Here is a 17,508-nt window from a genome sequence, read left to right as displayed (position 1 = left end):
TGACTCAATTTTAAAAAGATGAGGTTTTTAAATTATGTAGGCATTAATTAACTTTTATTACTATAATCATTATTAATTTTTTATTTCATTGCAGTAAAATACAATATTGTTGATTGTCAAAAGGTTAGTTTGGTTGTTAAAATAAATATGAAAAATACTGTTATTTTTTTATTAAAGAGAAAATAATAATAATAATATATTTGCCAAAATAACTATCATAATTTAAAAAAAATGAAAAAAATTCTTTTATCAGCAATTGCTGTTTTAGCGTTTGGATTTACAAATGCACAAGGTGTTAAATTTGGAGTAAAAGCTGCATTGAATGTTGCTACTCTTACTGGAGATGTTGAAGATGCATCTTCATTAGTTGGTTTTCAAGTTGGTGGTTTTGCTGAAATTAAAGTTTCTGAAAAATTTGCTGTTCAACCGGAGTTAATGTTTTCTACTCAAGGGGCGTCATTTGATGGATTTGATTCAAAATTGAATTATTTGAACATTCCTGTTATGGCTAAATTTTATGTAGCTAAATCTTTTAGTTTAGAGGCGGGTCCACAAATCGGATTTTTATTGTCAGCAAAAGAGGATGGAGAAGATTTTAAAGATTTTGCGAGTTCAACTGATTTTGGTCTTAATTTAGGAGCAGGATACGATTTTACTGAAAATTTATCTGCTGGATTAAGATACAATATTGGTTTGTCTAATGTGTCTGATTTTCCAGGTGATAGTTCTTCTATTAAAAACGGAGTTTTCTCAGTTTCTTTAGCATATAAATTCTAATATTCTTATTAGGAATTAAAATTAAGCCTCTCAAGTCGGGAGGCTTTTTTATGCGCCAAAAATTCTTTACTTTGTCATCATGAATTGGGAATCGTATCTAAAGAGTTATCAGTCCTATCTTAAGATTGAAAGAGGTTTATCAAAAAATACCATTGATAATTATTCTTTTGATATTGAGCGCTTGTGTTTGTTTTTAAGTCAAAATTCAATTCAGGTTTCTCCAATAGCGATTGATGAGGAAACGGTGCAACAATTTATTTATGCTATTTCCAAAGAAGTAAATCCCAGATCTCAGGCCAGAATAATTTCGGGTCTCAAAAGCTTTTTTTCTTATTTAATTTTTGAAGATTTTAGAAATGACAATCCTTTGGAATTGATTGAATCCCCAAGAACAGGGCGGAAATTGCCCGATACTTTGGCAGTTGAGGAAATTGATGCTATTATCTCGGCAATTGATTTGAGCTCAAATGAAGGGGAACGCAATAGGGCTTTGCTGGAAACTTTATACGGTTGCGGACTTCGGGTTTCCGAATTGGTTGCCTTAAAAATATCCGATTTGTTTTTTGAGGAAGGATTTATCAAAATTACCGGAAAAGGCAATAAACAGCGTTTTGTCCCAGTTGGGGATTTGACCCAAAAATACATTGGAATTTATAGAAATGAAATGCGCGTTCATTTGAATATTCAAAAAGGTTTTGAAGACACTTTATTTTTGAACCGTAGAGGGCGACAATTGACGCGGGCTATGATTTTTACTATTATCAAGGACTTGGCAGTAAAAATAAATCTGAATAAAAAAATAAGTCCGCATACTTTCAGGCATTCTTTTGCCACGCATTTGTTGGAAAATGGTGCCGATTTGCGTTCGATTCAATTGATGCTTGGTCACGAATCCATTACTACTACAGAAATTTATGTTCATTTGGATAGAAAATTTTTAACAGAAGTAATGAACGCTTATCATCCTAGGAAGTAATTTTTATATTAAATATAATATTTATGTTAATATCTGTTTTGGATTCGATATTTTTGTTGGTACATCAATGAAGTATCATAAGTTATGATTTTTACAGCCAATAAAAACCCAGAAGACTTAAATAAATTATACGAAAGTTTAATTAAGCAGCTCCCGAATATTATTTTTCAGATAAGGGTGAATTCGCAAAAACAGATTGCTGTCGATTTTTTGAGTAAACCCATTGAGTTTTTAAACGAATTTTCCATAAATGAATTTCTGGAAGACTCATACAAATTATCGAATTATAAAATTTATGAACCGGATTTAAAGTTTTTTTTGGATTCTTACGAAAAGGCTATTACAAGCAACGAAAAATGGGAAATTGATTTCAGACTGCTAATGCCAGAAAGTGGCTATAAATGGATTCGTATTGATGCCACACCCAAGAAAAATGATAATGATGAGGTGGTTTTTTACGGGTTGATTTCAGACGTAACGGTTGTAAAAGAACAGGAAATCCGATTAAAGGTAGCCGATGAGAGGTATCATTTTGCTGTACAAGCATCGGATAGGGGAGTTTGGGATTGGGATTTGATTACCAATAAAGTCTATTATTCCTCAGAGTCAATGAAAATTTTGGAACTGACAGAATCAGATTTAGTTGCTGCTCCCGAAGAATGGGACGAAAGAGTACATCCAGACGACAGAGAAGAATATTATGGAAACATAGATCTGCATTTTAATAATAAAATCCCATTTTATGAAACCTGTCACCGCGTTCTCTGCAATGGGAAATACAAATGGATTTTGGATAGGGGAAAAGTCATAGAAAGAGATGACGATGACAAGCCATTGCGAATCGTAGGTACACATACCGACATATCTGCGCAAAAAGAAAAAGAAATTGAACTGGCCAAAATGCTCGAAATTGTAAATATGCAAAATAATAAACTGCTAAATTTTGCACATATAGTTTCCCATAATTTACGAACTCATAGCGGGAATATAAAATCATTATTGGATTTGCATCAAGAAGGGCTTCTTTCGAATAAAGATGCATTTAGTAATATTCAGATCGTTTCGGACGAATTGTTTTCCACAATCGAAAATTTAAATGATTTGGTGAGTATTTATACCGAAAAGGAAAGTAATATGCAAACTTTAAAGGTTAGCGGCTTCATTGATAAAGTTTTGGATGTTTTGCAGGAAGCAATCAAGCTTAAAGGTATTCAAGTTTTGAATTATGTCCCCAATACAGTCGATGTTTTTTGTGTACCATCTTACTTGGAAAGTATAATGCTAAACTTGATTACCAATGCCATTAAATATTCGGATCCTACTAAAGATCAGTCAAAAATCATTTTTACAACCGATGTCAATGATGATTTTGTTGTTCTGAATGTAAAAGACAATGGATTGGGGATTGATATCGAAAAGCATAAAGATGCGATTTTTGGATTGTATAAAACATTCCACAGGAACAACGACGCGAGGGGAGTTGGGTTATATCTTACCAAAAATCAAATTGAAAATATGGGAGGTAAAATCGAAGTCGAAAGCACGATAAGTTTTGGAACAACTTTTAAAATTTATTTCAAAAAAGGATAAAAAATAAGTAGCGAAACAATAGGTTTCGGCGACCAACATTGTTAATGCTGTTGGCTATATCTCATCTCGTCTTGTCTAAAAAGGCGAGATGAGATGGGATTCCACTTGCAATAGGGCTAAAGAGCCGACATAGTCTATTTTTGGAAAAACGTTCCAAATATCCAACTGTGAAAAGGTATCTAAAATAAAAAAATCCAAATTCCAATTATTGATAAATTGGGATTTGGATTTTTTGTTATTTAACTCTATTTTGCTTTAAATAGACAGTAGTTTTATTTTGCGATATTTACCGCTCTGGTTTCTCTGATTACAGTAACTTTAACTTGACCAGGATAAGTCATTTCAGTTTGTATTTTTTGGGAAATTTCAAACGATAAATTGGCCGCATTTTCATCAGAAACTTTTTCGCTTTCTACGATTACGCGGAGTTCTCTACCGGCCTGGATTGCATAAGCATTTTTAACTCCATTAAATCCGTAAGCCACTTCTTCAAGATCTTTTAGACGTTGAATATAAGAATCCAAAACTTGTCTTCTTGCGCCCGGTCTTGCACCCGAAATAGCATCACAAACCTGAATAATAGGAGATAGTAATGATTTCATTTCGATCTCGTCGTGGTGAGCTCCAATGGCGTTACAAACTTCTTCTTTTTCACCATATTTTTCAGCCCATTGCATACCTAATAATGCATGTGGTAAATCACTTTCCGCATCTGGTACTTTACCAATATCGTGAAGTAATCCCGCTCTTTTGGCAAGTTTAACATTCAACCCTAATTCGGCTGCCATGATTCCACAAAGTTTGGAAACCTCACGGGAGTGTTGTAATAAGTTTTGTCCGTAAGAAGAACGATATTTCATTCTACCCACTACTTTTATTAACTCTGGATGTAAACCGTGGATTCCTAAATCTATCACGGTACGTTTACCTACTTCGATAATCTCGTCATCGATTTGTTTAGTTGTTTTGGCAACAACTTCTTCAATACGTGCTGGGTGAATACGTCCGTCGGTAACTAATTTGTGTAGTGCCAAACGGGCAATTTCTCTACGCACGGGGTCAAAACAAGAAAGGATAATCGCCTCCGGTGTATCGTCAACGATAATTTCAACTCCGGTTGCTGCTTCAAGCGCCCTGATGTTTCTACCTTCACGTCCAATGATTCTGCCTTTTACATCATCCGATTCGATGTTGAAAACAGATACGCAGTTTTCTACAGCTTCTTCGGTACCAACTCTTTGGATAGTGTTGATGATGATTTTTTTGGCTTCCTGTTGAGCTGTTAATTTAGCCTCTTCGATAGTGTCTTGAATATGAGACATTGCTTTGCTCTTGGCTTCACCTTTAAGGCCTTCGATAAGTTGTTCTTTGGCTTCTTCAGCAGATAGTCCAGAAATAACTTCTAATTGTTGCAATTGACTTTTGTGCAGTCTATCAACTTCTAGTTGTTTTTTCTCTAAGTTTTCAATTTTAGACTCGTATTCTGCAGTTTTCGCTTCAAAATCATCATTTACTTTTTTAGCTTTTGATAATTCATTTGAAATTTGAGATTCTTTGTCACGCACTCTTTTTTCTACTTCAGCAACTTTTTTGTCTCTGGCTAGAATTACTTGTTCATGCTCCGATTTTAATTCAATGAATTTTTCTTTTGCTTGAAGAATTTTATCTTTTTTGATGTTTTCGGCTTCAAGATTAGCGTCTTTTAGTATTGAGGCTGCTTCTTTTTTTGCACTTTTAATCAAATTAGAGATATTGCTTTTTTCGATGATTTTGGCAATGCCAAATCCTAATGCAATACCTGTAATTCCTGAAATAATTATTGTTATGATGTCCATGTTTGTTAAAAATTTATATATAAAAAAAGCCTACATTAGAAGTTGTATAAACTCGAAAAGACAAGTTTTGAGCTAACTCACTGTTCAAGTTTCCTCGCCGAAGCGTGGCATGCTTTAGTAGTGATGATTTGCTCATTCTAAATTGTTAGTGTTGAGTTTACCAATATGAACTAATGTAGGCAGTATCTTAGTCTTTGTAAAGAACGTTTAATTTTCGAGATATTCGTCCAAAAGCAAATTGATTTTGTTTAATCTTTCAATGGTTTCTTCTCCATTTATAGCATTATCAATCTGTTTTTGTTCTGCTTGAGATGCAAATTGTAAGGCACACATCGCCAATACATCTTGTTTGTCCCGTACAGCATAATTTTCTTCAAACTGCTTAATCATTGCATCAATTTTTTTTGAAGCACTTCTAAGTCCTTCTTCCTGAGCGAAATCTACCGTTAAAGGGTAAACTCTGTCAGCAATTGATATTTTAATTTTAAGCTTTTCGTCCATATTTTTTACTAATCTGATAGCTGGGCTATACAGTAATCAATTTCACGAATTATTGAATTTATTTTAAGCTTTGTATCTCTTTTGTTATCGTCACTGCCTAATAATGCATTGGCTATTTTGAGTGTTTCTAATTGTGTTTTTAGGGCTTCAATCTCTTTGGATTGATTTTGTATTAACACTGCAGCGTTTTTTAACTCTAATTGTAATTCTTGATTATTTTTTTCTAAACTTTTTATTTTAAAAAAAAGTTTTCCAATCTTATTTTCAAGAGTATCAATTATTTCTGCAATCACACTCATTATAATTCCTATTCATTACTTAATCTTACAAAGTTAGTATTCCTTTTTATTATTGCAATATTTTATCGATTTTTTTACGTTAAAATAATCAATTATTTAATAATCAGTTTATTGTATTTTGGTTTTGTTTTGTCTTGTGGGTATTAGTTGCTTTTTTTATCTTAGCAAAAATGTATTCCATGAAATTTTCTTTTTTTTTGCTAGTATTCACTACGACACTTTTTGCTCAAGCAGATTATCCTAAAAATTATTTTTGTCCTCCACTTGATATTCCGCTGCAATTATCCGGAAATTTTGGTGAATTGAGACCGAATCACTTTCATGCGGGTTTTGATTTGAAAACGCTTCAAAAAGAAGGCTTAAACGTCTATGCTGTTGCTGATGGATATGTTTCCAGAATCAAGATTTCGACTTTTGGAAACGGAAAGACAATTTATATCGATCATCCCAACGGTTTTACTTCAGTGTATGGACATTTGCAAAAAGCAACTGATTCTATTGAAAGTTTCATAAAGAAAACGCATTATAAAGAAAAGTCTTTTGAAATAGAAATGTATTTTAAACCCAATGAAATGCCTGTCAAAAAAGGGCAGTTAATTGCTGTTTCAGGGAATACTGGTGCTTCCGAGGGACCACATTTGCATTTTGAATTTCGAGACACTAAAACAGAGAAAATCATTAACCCAATGTTTTTTGGCTTTGATGCTTTGATGAAAGACACTAAAAAACCAATAGTCTCCAATTTGTATGCTTATCCATTAGATTCAAAAACAACGGTAAATCATTCACAAAGGCCTATTCCAATTAATTTGTCCCTGCAGAAGGACGGAACTTATCTGGCAGATAGAGTTATTGCCAATGGGAAAATTGGTTTTGGTATTATAGCTTATGATTATGATGATGTGTCTTTCAACAAAAATGGAGTTTTTGATGTGAATTTGTCCTGCAATGGAAAATCTATTTTTGGTTATCAATTTAACACCTATTCTTTTGATGAAATGAGATATGTAAATGCTTTGATTGATTATTCGCTTTATAAAAAATCGAGCCAAAGAATCCAAAAACTGTTTATGAATCCGCCTTATAATTTGAGCATCATAAAAACCGACGAAACAAATGGAATTATTACAGTGCTCCCTAATTTGACTTCTGTCTGTAGTTTGAATGTTTCTGATTATTATGGAAATAAAACCGCAATTTCGATTCCAGTAGAATATGACTTACTTTCAACCATAATCGAAAAAGAAGCTATTGTTGCAAATTATGTTGTAAAAGCATCAAAGGATTGCTTTTTTGAAAAAGATAAATGTTCTGTTTTCTTTCCGGCTGGCACATTTTATAATGACTTTAATTTGAATTTTGATGTAAAAAATAATGTTTTGACGGTACATGATGATACTGTTCCTGCACACACAAATTTTACAATTACTATGGAAAGCGATAGTTATCCAACGGATCTAAAAGATAAGGTATTTATTGGTCGAATAGAAGGAGGAAGGGTAAGTTATAATACGACTCGCGAAAAAAACAATGTTTATGAGACCAGGGTGAAAACTTTAGGACAGTATAAATTGGCTTTAGATACTATTGCGCCCGTAATTAGAATTGCAAAATCTATTGAAGGAAAAAGATTGGACAATCAAAAACGACTTCAGGTGAGTATATCCGATAGTTTATCAGGGATCAAATCCTATAACGGTTACCTAAATGGAAAATGGATTTTGATGGAATATGATAATAAAACAGGACTATTGACTCATGATTTTAGTGATGGAATTGTTGTTGATGGGGACAATGAATTAAAAGTTGTTGTAGTTGATAGTGTAGGGAATTCTTCTATCTTTGAAACTCATTTTCAAAGAAATCAAAAACAGTAAAAACAAAATCTATTGAATATTTTTAAATCCCTTTGTTGTTTTATTCTTTTTTGGATGGGAATGAATTCATTTGCTCAAACGGCTTTTGTAAAAGGTGTCGTTTTGGATGAAAAGAATCTGCCTGTTGAAGGCGTGAATGTATCTTGTCCTAATAATAATACCCAGACAAATGAAAAGGGATTTTATCAAATCGCGATTCCTTCCAATCAAAAAATCACAATAGAATTCACTCATATTTCTTTAAAAAAAGCCAGTTTAAAAGTTTCTTTAAAGCCAAATGAAGTTTATGTGTTTAATATGCATATGAACGATCAACAGGAACAAATGGGTGAGGTCATCATCAACAGCAATAATAAGAAAACAGTTCAAGGGATTGTTACTTTTGAAGCCAAAGACATTCGTTTTATTCCTGGGGCCAATGCAGGTATTGAAAGTGTTTTGAAAACATTACCTGGAGTCAATTCGAATAATGAACTCAGTACCCAATATTCGGTTCGTGGAGGAAATTATGACGAAAATTTGGTTTATGTTAATGAAGTCGAAGTGTATCGTCCCTTTTTGATTCGATCTGGGCAGCAGGAAGGATTGAGTTTTGTTAATACTGATTTAGTTCAAAATATTGAATTTTCGGCAGGAGGTTTTCAGGCAAAGTACGGTGATAAAATGTCTTCCGTTTTGGATATTACCTATAGGAATCCGACGCAATTCGGCGCTATCTTGGAAATGAGTTTTTTAGGAGGAAGTCTTGCTGTTGATGCAGTTTCTAAAGATAAAAAATGGTCAGCAATTACGGGAATAAGATATAGAAATAACAGTCTTCTTGTCAATAGTCAAGAAACTCAAACGAATTATACTCCTACTTTTGCTGATATTCAAACTAATATCAATTATCAGGCTTCTGCTAAATGGCAATGGAGTTTTCTAGGGAATATTTCTCAAAATAAATATTTGTACCAACCCCTAACTCGCCAAACCAATTTTGGTACTGCAGATGCCCCAATGGCTCTGGCCGTTTATTATGAAGGCAAAGAGAAAGATAAATATGATACTTATTTTGGGGCTTTAAAAAGCACTTATCAAGTTAGTGATAGTTTTAGCCTAAAATTTATTGGATCTGTATTTCATACGATAGAGCAAGAATATTTTGATATTTACGCTCAATATCGTCTAGGGGAAGTGGATACTAATATAGGATCCGATACTTATGGTGATATTGCTTTTTCAAGAGGAATTGGTTCCCAACTCAATCACGCCCGAAATGATTTGGATGCTTTAATTGCCAATTTGGAAGTAAAAGGCTTTAAAAACTGGAAACAAAATCAAATCGAATGGGGAGTTAAATATACCCGAGAGTCCATTCGCGACCGCGTTTCAGAATGGGAAGCAATTGATTCTGCAGGGTTTTCGATAAGACCTCCAATTGTTTTGCCAAAAAATGATGAGCCTTATCAGCCTTATTCGGGACTGTTGATTCCGTATCAATATGTATATGCAACTAATTTTACGAATATTGACAGGTTTTCAGTTTATGGACAATGGGGGCGGAAAGATATTTTGGGAACAAACGAGATTTGGTATAATTTGGGTGTGCGAATGCAGAGTTGGGAAGTTTCAGGAGATAATTTAGCAGGAATCCTTCAAACTATTTTTAGTCCAAGAGCACAATTTGCGATAAAACCAGATTGGGAAAAAGATATGCTTTTCAGATTTACAGCAGGTATCTTTAGTCAACCTCCATTTTATCGGGAACTGCGTGATTATGATGGAGTAGTGCAACCCGATACGAAAGCCCAGAAATCCATAAATTTTGTTTTGGGTAATGATTATAGTTTCAAAATGTGGGAGCGTCCATTTAAATTGGTTACCGAAGCCTATTATAAAAAGATGACGGATGTAAATCCTTATACGGTTGATAATGTAAGGATACGCTATGCTGCGGATAATAATGCAGTTGCCTATGCACAAGGACTTGACCTTAGGCTTAACGGAGAATTTGTTCCTGGAACGGATTCTTGGATTAGTTTTGGATATTTAAAAACAGAAGAGAATATTGATAATAAAGGATATATTGCCAGACCAACGGATCAGCGACTTAAATTTGGACTTTTGTTCCAAGATTATATGCCAAAGATTCCAAGTTTAAAATTGTATCTTAATATGGTTTACAATACTGGATTACCTGGTGGTTCGCCTGCTTATGCAGATCCATATTTGTACCAAAACAGATTGAATGATTATCGCCGGGTTGATGTTGGGTTTTCGAAAGTCTTTATTGATCAAAAAGTAGGGATGTCTAGTAAGAAATTTTTCAAGAACTTTAAAGAGTTATCTTTAGGCTTTGAAATTTTCAATCTTTTTGATAATCAAAATGCCATTACCAATACTTGGGTTCGTGATGTATATACCAAAGCAGAATATGCGATTCCAAACTATATGACCACCCGAGTTTTTAATTTGAAGTTAAATATGAGATTGTAGCCTGTTTCTTTGGATTATCAGAATTAATAAATCTGTTGTATATTTCCTTTCCATTTTTAAAAATGATTACATTTGAGTTTATTTTTTAATATTAAAATTATTATGAGAACATCACATTTTGTCTATATTGGGATTTCGCTTTTGCTTTTAGCAAGCTGTAAAGAAGAAATTGAAAAGCCGAAAGTGACTTACGATGCTTCGAAGGTTGGGAGAGAGCTCACTAAAACCGATTCTACCCAAATAAAAATTGCCGATTTACCAATTCAAATGCAAGGAACAGATTATTTAATTCATCCAGTAGGTGACTTGAGTGTTTATGAAAAAGGTACCAAAAACAGATATGGTTCATCGAGTGTAAATGATTTGACTTTTACTATATCAAATGCATCCGAATATGAAATAACGGGATTTTTGCAGAACCTTAAATTTCAAAAAATAGGTTCAGATTCTATAAAAGCATTAACTGATAAACCTGTTTTGATTCAAACTGCAACTTACTTGAAAACAGTTTCTGATAAAATCAACAAGCAAATTATGGTGTATTCTATGATGGATATGGATACCAATAACGACGGAAAACTCGATGTAAGTGATATCACAACATTGTATTTAAGTAAAATTAGCGGGGACAAATTAACCAAAGTTTCTCCTGATTTACAGGAATTGATTGATTGGAATTTAATCGAATCCCAGAACCGCCTGTATTTTAGAACTGTAGAGGATACCAACAAAAATGGAAAATTTGACAGTAAAGATGTCGTGCATTATAATTACATCGATTTGGCGAATAAAGACTGGAAAGTAGAGAGCTATAATCCAATATAAAAACCTAAATCAAAATATCGCTTTCCAAATCAGACTTTTCTATTTCAAAATCAAACCCCAGTTGTTTTACTAATTGAATCACTAGATTTTTATACCAATTCTCGGACTTGGGATGAATGTATATTTTTTCAATCAATTGAGTGATGTCCACATTTATTTTTAGACCATCATTTAGTTTGATCGTATTTTCGGTCACGTCGGTAATGATTCGAACCTCGCGTTCGTATTGAAAACTTTTTCGTTTGAATAAAAAAGGGAAAAATAAATCATCAAACGGAATGTATTCTTTTTTGTAATCTATATAATTGACTTCGCCAATATATTGCTTGTAATTTTTTTCTGGAATCAAGGCGTCCTGAAGCCTTTTTACTGTAGATTGTATTGCTAATCCTTCACTGTTTTGGGTGAAAATTTGCCACATGGCAAACGATTCGTATTCATTGATGTGCCAGCTGCTTATTGCCACTTTTTCCCGATGTGTTTTGTAGTATTTTAAAAAGTCAGGATTGTTTATCGAAAGTTTTTTGATTTCTTCAAACGTAGGTTCGCTAAAAGTACCTTCGTATTGATCTTCAAATTTATCTGAGCGAGACATGAATAATTTATGCGAAAGCAATAAGTCCAAAAACTTCGACAAGTCCAGATACTTCCATACGATGGTATCTGAATCTTGTGGAAGTTTTATGTTGGGATTGTTGAGGTACATAATTTAAGGTTATGTTTTGTTTAGAAGGTTTAGAAAGTTTAGGTTCTATGCTAACCTTTTAAACTTTCTAAACCTTCTAAACTTTTTGAATTATTCAAATGACTGCATCGTTACCAATTTGTTATAAGTACCATCCAAAGCTATAAGTTCTTCATGTTTTCCTTGCTCCACTATTTTTCCTTTTTTCATAACCACAATAACATCTGCCTTTTGTATGGTTGAAAGACGATGTGCAATTACAATAGAAGTTCTGTTTTGCATCATATTTTCTAGAGCCACTTGTACAAATTTTTCACTTTCCGTGTCCAAAGCGGATGTAGCTTCATCCAGAATCATGATTGGAGGGTTTTTCAACACAGCACGGGCAATAGATAAACGTTGTTTTTGACCTCCAGAAAGTTTGTTTCCACTGTCGCCAATATTGGTGTAAATTCCTTTTGGTAGGTCTTTTACAAATTCGTAGGCGTTTGCTATTTTTAGTGCTTCGATGATTTCCTCGTCGGTTGCATCAAGTTTTCCTAAGGATATATTTGCTTTTATGGTGTCATTAAATAGAATGCTGTCTTGTGTCACCAATCCCATTAATCCACGAAGTGATTGTAAATTCAAATCTTTTATCTCAATACCGTCGATAGCTATACGTCCTTCGTTTACATCGTAAAAACGGGTTAGCAAATTGGCAATAGTACTTTTTCCGCTTCCTGATTGCCCAACAAGAGCAACAGTTTGTCCTTTTTTTACGGTAAGTGAAAAATGCTTTAATACATTTTCATCTTCGTATTTAAAGTTGATGTTTTGAATCTCAATTTCAGAATCAAAAGATGTTTTTTCTACAGCGTCAATTTTACTGGTGATTGGATTTTCTTGATCCAAGATTTCCAAAACACGCTCTGCGGCTGCATTCCCTCTTTTGATGGCATAGGATGCTTTCGAAATAGATTTTGCAGGAGTCAGGATGTTGTAAGCCAATCCCATATAAGCGATGAAAGAAGCGCCATTCAATGTTTTGTCAATCAAAACCATATGCCCACCATACCAAAGTAAAATGGCAATAACCATAATTCCCATGAACTCGCTTGCTGGAGAAGCTAGGTTTTGACGATTACCAATACTATTTGATAAAAGAAAAAAACGTTGAGTTGATTCTTGAAAAACACGGTTGAAGTAATTTTCGGAATTATATCCTTTTACGACTTTCAATCCACCCATTGTTTCTTCAATAGTTGATAAAAAGATTCCCTGTTCTTCTTGTGCTCGAGTTGATTTCTTTTTTAATTGTTTTCCAATAAGGGAAATAACATAACCTGAAATTGGAATAAAAATAAATACAAATAGAGTTAATTGGGTACTGATGGTAACCATTGTTATTAATGTAAAAACAATAGTCAGAGGCTCTTTTACTATAAGTTCCAAAATAGACAAGAAGGAAGTTTGAACTTCATTGACATCGCCCGAAATTCTAGAGATGACATCTCCTTTTCTTTTCTCAGAATAGAAAGCCAGAGGTAATTCAATCGTCTTTTTGTACATCGCATTTCGCATGTCTCTCAAAATTCCATTTCGTAAAAAAGTGATAAAAAACATTGCGAGATAATCACACAAATTTTTTAATAAAAAAATTGATATGATTATAGTGACCATTATAGTTAAAGTACGCCCTACGCCAAATGTATCGGTTGTGTGAGTAATGTAATAACTTAAATAATCCTCACCATATTTTTTGAGTTCCCATATTCCTTTATAAACTGGCATTACCGTATTTCTTTTGGTTTGATCGAATAATACTTGCATCATCGGAATCAACGATACAAAAGAAAGGGTGCTAAAAAGGGCGTATAGAACATTAAAAAAAATGTTCATATAAGCATATTTTTTATATGGAATTACAAAAGGGAATATTCTTTTAAAGTTGTTCATTAGCTCAAATGCATTGCAGTAATTATGTTTTTAATCTTTTCGTTCAACACTTCTTCTACTTTAGTAAAATTAGCAACGCTGTCTAGTTCGGTTTTTACGCTGATGTAAAACTTAATTTTAGGCTCAGTTCCACTTGGTCTGGCACAAATTTTAGAACCATCTTCCGTATAATAAATCAATACATCAGATTTGGGCATGTCTATAGTTTCTTCTTCATTAGTGAATAAGTTTTTGGCTATAGACGATTTGTAGTCTTCTACCATTACCACTCTTTGGCCATTGATTTCTTTCAATGGATTTTCACGCAATGAAATCATCATCTGATTAATTTCTGCCAATCCTTCCATCCCTTTTTTGGTAAGTGAAACCAAATGCTCTTTGTAGAAACCAAAATCTACATAATGTTGCAATAAAGTATTATAAACAGAGCTTCCTTTGGCTTTGGCCTGCGCCGCAACTTCGCAAATCAACAAAGTAGCAGCAACAGCATCTTTATCACGAACAGCATCGCCAACCATGTATCCAAAACTTTCTTCTCCACCTCCAATAAATTGCAACTCTGGAAAATCTTTAATCATTTTTGCAATCCATTTGAAGCCTGTCAATCCTACTTTGCATTCTACACCATAAGCAGTTGCCAATTCCATAATCATTGGAGTAGAAACGATGGTAGAACCCACAAATTGCTTTCCGTTTATCTTGCCTGCTTTTTTCCATTGTTCCAATAGGAAAGCGGTCATCAAAATCATAGTTTGGTTTCCGTTCAATAAAATCATTTTGCCTTCATTATTTCGAACGGCAACTCCCAAACGATCACAATCCGGGTCAGTACCCACAACAATATCGGCATTCAATTTATCTGCCAAGGCAAGTGCCATTGTCAATGCTTCCGGCTCTTCTGGATTTGGTGATTTTACAGTTGGGAAATTCCCGTCCGGTTTGGCTTGTTCAGGAACGATGTTCACATTCGTGTAACCCGCTTTTTCCAAAGTAGCAGGAACAGACATAATTGAGGTTCCGTGCAAAGAAGTAAATACAATGTTCAAGTTGTCTTTGGCTTCTTTTGGAGTGTTGAAACTTGCATTTTCAACAGACGATTTCACAAAAGCTTCGTCAATTTCTGTGTCAATATATTTTATCAAACTTTCATCTGCCGAAAATTTGATTTCATTGTAATTTAAATTTTCAATAACATCGATAATGGCTCCATCTTGCGGAGGAACAATTTGTCCACCATCTTCCCAATACACTTTGTAACCATTGTATTCAGGTGGATTATGTGATGCAGTTAGTACAATACCACATTGGCAACCTAAATATTTAAGCGCAAAAGACAATTCCGGCGTAGGTCTCAAGTCCGAAAACAAATAAACCTGAATTCCATTTGCAGAAAAAACATCAGCAACCACTTTGGCCAAAGATTGACTATTATGACGACAATCATAAGCAATTACAACCTTCAAAGCTTGTCCAGGGAAAACAGTATGCAAATAATTAGAAAGTCCCTGAGTGTTTTTTCCAAGCGTATATTTGTTGATACGGTTGTTTCCAACTCCCATTACGCCACGCATACCACCAGTTCCAAATTCCAAATTTTTATAAAAACTCTCCTCCAGTTCTTTTGGTGAGGTAGTCATTAATTCCTTAATGGCCACATGTGTTTCATTGTCGAATGTTGGTGTCAACCATTCGTTTACTGCGTCTAAAATGTTTTGAGGTATATGCATTTTATATTTAGTTTAAGTTGTTAGTCTTTTTTATGAAAGTCTCAATGTTATTTTTATTAGGAGCTATTTACTTCGTCAGTTCGCTTCGCTCGTGTCCTGCTATCCGGTACAAATAAAATTCACTGAACTCCTATGAAAATAAAAGTTAGTGAGGTAATCTTCTTCTCTTAAATCTTTTTTCCTAAGAACTGTCAGAGCTTCCTCCGGTCACTCTGCCTGTTTAGGGGAAAATAGATTTATTCAAAAAAAGGATTTACGCTACTATCAGGGCTAAACCTGCAAAGCGAGAAATTCAGTTCATATAACTTATTTTAATTTTATATTTAGTTCAGCAAATTGCTTTTATAAAAAAAAATTAAAAATTCACTTCAGTCGAGACCTTGTAACGTTCTTCATTGTTTTTTGTTCTCAAAATAATTTCGCCAAGAAATCCTGCCAAAAATAATTGTGTTCCCAAAACCATTGTAGTCAATGCAATGAAAAACCAAGGATTGCTAGTAACTAAGTTATATTTCATTCCCATATACATATGATATAGTTTTGAAACTCCAATATATCCCGCTAATAGAAAACCAAGAATAAACATAAAGGAACCAATTGCTCCAAATAAATGCATCGGTCTTTTTCCAAATCGGGAAAGAAACCAAATCGTTATTAAATCCAAGAAACCATTGATGAAACGTTCCATTCCAAATTTGGTTTCACCATATTTTCTCGCTTGATGCTGTACTATTTTTTCACCAATTTTTCCAAAACCGGCATTTTTTGCCAAAACCGGAATGTATCGGTGCATTTCGCCAGATACCTCAATGTTTTTGACTACTACATTTTTGTAGGCTTTCAGTCCACAGTTAAAATCATTCAACTCAACTCCGGAAGTTTTTCTGGCAGCCCAATTGAATAGTTTTGATGGTAGATTCTTGGCTACAACAGAGTCGTAACGTTTCTTTTTCCATCCCGAAACCAAATCGTATTTTTCTTTAGTAATCATTTCGTATAAACCAGGAATCTCGTCTGGACTGTCTTGCAAATCGGCATCCATCGTGATAATCACATCGCCTTTTGCTTTGGCAAAACCTGCATGCAATGCTTGGGATTTTCCGAAATTTTTCATAAACCGGATCCCTTTTACATTTGGATTCTCAGCGGCGAATCCAGATATAATATTCCAGGATTCATCTGTGCTTCCATCATCCAAGAAAATGATTTCATAACTATAGTTGTTAGATTTCATTATCGAAATGATCCAAGTGTACAATTCTTGTAGGGATTCCTCTTCATTAAGAAGCGGTATGAGTATTGATAAATTCATTAATTAGATGCTTTGGGTTTTTCCGTTTTTTAATACTGCGCCCACAATTAGGGAGTAAATCAATCCAAAGAAAGAATACATGGCTAATGTTACAGGTAAAACAATAAAAGGATTCATGAATTTTTTCACCATTGAAAGTCCCATTTCAATTTGTTCACTTGTCATGTTTGGGTTTTTTGCCAACATGCCTTCTTTGGTAATGGCTATCATTTCATCGATAAATTCAGGGAAAATGAAATTGAAAATAATATTAAAAACAGCATAAATAAGTGCGGCGATAAAAGTTATGGAAATTCCTGTTTTGAGACTTTCACTAAGTGATATAAAGCCGTTGTTGATGTTTTTCTTGTAATTTGTACAACCTATATATATAAATAAAATAGGCAATAACATGTAGTTGGAAATATTTACAATTGTTCCGACACTCGTGTTGATTAATGATTTCATGCCAACTAGGTACATAATTACGAATTCTAAAACCATTATGACACCGAATAAAACACCATACAAAACACCAGATTTTGCTGGTGATACATTATTTTCCATAGATACTGTTTTTATTAATCTACAAATATAGCAATTCCCAATATAATGGCGTGTAAAAAATGATTTTTACGACCATATAAAAAAAGTTACACAAAGGTTTGTATATTGAAAAATAAGTGTAAATTTGCAGACTCAAAATAAT

The 17,508-nt window shown here is 33.7% G+C and carries 14 protein-coding genes; 6 read left to right on the top strand and 8 right to left on the bottom strand.

From position 1 onward, the window contains the following. The first annotated feature begins 231 nt into the window (after positions 1 to 231). From DOS84_RS13615 to DOS84_RS13605, 3 genes are all read left to right on the top strand, one after another. A complete protein-coding gene (locus tag DOS84_RS13615) occupies positions 232 to 777 on the top strand; it encodes a porin family protein (protein WP_111410671.1) in 546 nt (181 codons plus the stop codon). A 79-nt stretch (positions 778 to 856) separates the two neighbouring features. Next, a complete protein-coding gene (locus DOS84_RS13610; protein WP_111410670.1) occupies positions 857 to 1,753 on the top strand; it encodes a site-specific tyrosine recombinase in 897 nt (298 codons plus the stop codon). Between the two features lie 84 nt (positions 1,754 to 1,837). Next, complete coding sequence (locus tag DOS84_RS13605; RefSeq protein ID WP_111410669.1) at positions 1,838 to 3,343, top strand: PAS domain-containing sensor histidine kinase; 1,506 nt, start codon at positions 1,838 to 1,840, stop codon at positions 3,341 to 3,343. 272 nt (positions 3,344 to 3,615) lie between these two features. Here the strand turns inward: DOS84_RS13605 and rny are convergent, their stop codons facing one another. The 3 genes from rny to DOS84_RS13590 form a co-directional block, all read right to left on the bottom strand. Continuing rightward, a complete protein-coding gene (rny, locus tag DOS84_RS13600; RefSeq protein ID WP_111410668.1) occupies positions 3,616 to 5,178 on the bottom strand; it encodes a ribonuclease Y in 1,563 nt (520 codons plus the stop codon). A 207-nt stretch (positions 5,179 to 5,385) separates the two neighbouring features. Then, the gene (locus DOS84_RS13595; RefSeq protein WP_111410667.1) at positions 5,386 to 5,679 is read right to left on the bottom strand and encodes a cell division protein ZapA; all 294 of its coding nucleotides are present in this window, start codon (positions 5,677 to 5,679) and stop codon (positions 5,386 to 5,388) included. 8 nt (positions 5,680 to 5,687) lie between these two features. Next, positions 5,688 to 5,978, bottom strand: a complete 291-nt coding sequence (locus DOS84_RS13590; protein WP_111410666.1) for a hypothetical protein — start codon at positions 5,976 to 5,978, stop codon at positions 5,688 to 5,690. Positions 5,979 to 6,157: 179 nt separating this feature from the next. Between DOS84_RS13590 and DOS84_RS13585 the strand changes: the two genes are divergently transcribed. The 3 genes from DOS84_RS13585 to DOS84_RS13575 all read left to right on the top strand — a co-directional run bounded on the left by DOS84_RS13585 (position 6,158) and on the right by DOS84_RS13575 (position 11,158). After that, on the top strand, positions 6,158 to 7,855 hold the full coding sequence (locus DOS84_RS13585) for a M23 family metallopeptidase (protein WP_111410665.1): 1,698 nt from the start codon (positions 6,158 to 6,160) through the stop codon (positions 7,853 to 7,855). 54 nt (positions 7,856 to 7,909) lie between these two features. Then, a complete protein-coding gene (locus DOS84_RS13580) occupies positions 7,910 to 10,333 on the top strand; it encodes a TonB-dependent receptor (RefSeq protein WP_111410664.1) in 2,424 nt (807 codons plus the stop codon). A 102-nt stretch (positions 10,334 to 10,435) separates the two neighbouring features. Beyond that, on the top strand, positions 10,436 to 11,158 hold the full coding sequence (locus tag DOS84_RS13575) for a hypothetical protein (protein ID WP_111410663.1): 723 nt from the start codon (positions 10,436 to 10,438) through the stop codon (positions 11,156 to 11,158). Positions 11,159 to 11,162: 4 nt separating this feature from the next. Here DOS84_RS13575 and DOS84_RS13570 read toward each other — a convergent pair whose 3' ends face one another. The 5 genes from DOS84_RS13570 to DOS84_RS13550 form a co-directional block, all read right to left on the bottom strand. Next, positions 11,163 to 11,864 (bottom strand): DUF2971 domain-containing protein, encoded by a 702-nt coding sequence (locus DOS84_RS13570; protein WP_111410662.1) that lies wholly within the window; start codon positions 11,862 to 11,864, stop codon positions 11,163 to 11,165. A 90-nt stretch (positions 11,865 to 11,954) separates the two neighbouring features. Then, the gene (locus DOS84_RS13565; RefSeq protein WP_111410661.1) at positions 11,955 to 13,781 is read right to left on the bottom strand and encodes an ABC transporter ATP-binding protein; all 1,827 of its coding nucleotides are present in this window, start codon (positions 13,779 to 13,781) and stop codon (positions 11,955 to 11,957) included. Next, positions 13,781 to 15,508, bottom strand: coding sequence for a phospho-sugar mutase (locus DOS84_RS13560; RefSeq protein WP_111410660.1), 1,728 nt, complete (start codon positions 15,506 to 15,508; stop codon positions 13,781 to 13,783). Before DOS84_RS13560 ends, DOS84_RS13565 begins: the two co-directional genes overlap by 1 nt. Before the next feature lie 355 nt (positions 15,509 to 15,863). Beyond that, positions 15,864 to 16,820, bottom strand: coding sequence for a glycosyltransferase family 2 protein (locus tag DOS84_RS13555; protein ID WP_111410659.1), 957 nt, complete (start codon positions 16,818 to 16,820; stop codon positions 15,864 to 15,866). Positions 16,821 to 16,823: 3 nt separating this feature from the next. Next, positions 16,824 to 17,366 (bottom strand): DUF4199 domain-containing protein, encoded by a 543-nt coding sequence (locus DOS84_RS13550; RefSeq protein ID WP_111410658.1) that lies wholly within the window; start codon positions 17,364 to 17,366, stop codon positions 16,824 to 16,826. Between the last annotated feature and the right edge of the window lie 142 nt (positions 17,367 to 17,508).

It is taken from the genome of Flavobacterium aquariorum (assembly GCF_003254745.1).
In the GTDB taxonomy this organism is placed as follows: Bacteria; Bacteroidota; Bacteroidia; order Flavobacteriales; family Flavobacteriaceae; genus Flavobacterium; species Flavobacterium aquariorum.
Note: the sequence above shows the minus strand (reverse complement) of the source record. Positions and strands in the feature narration are given on the sequence as shown.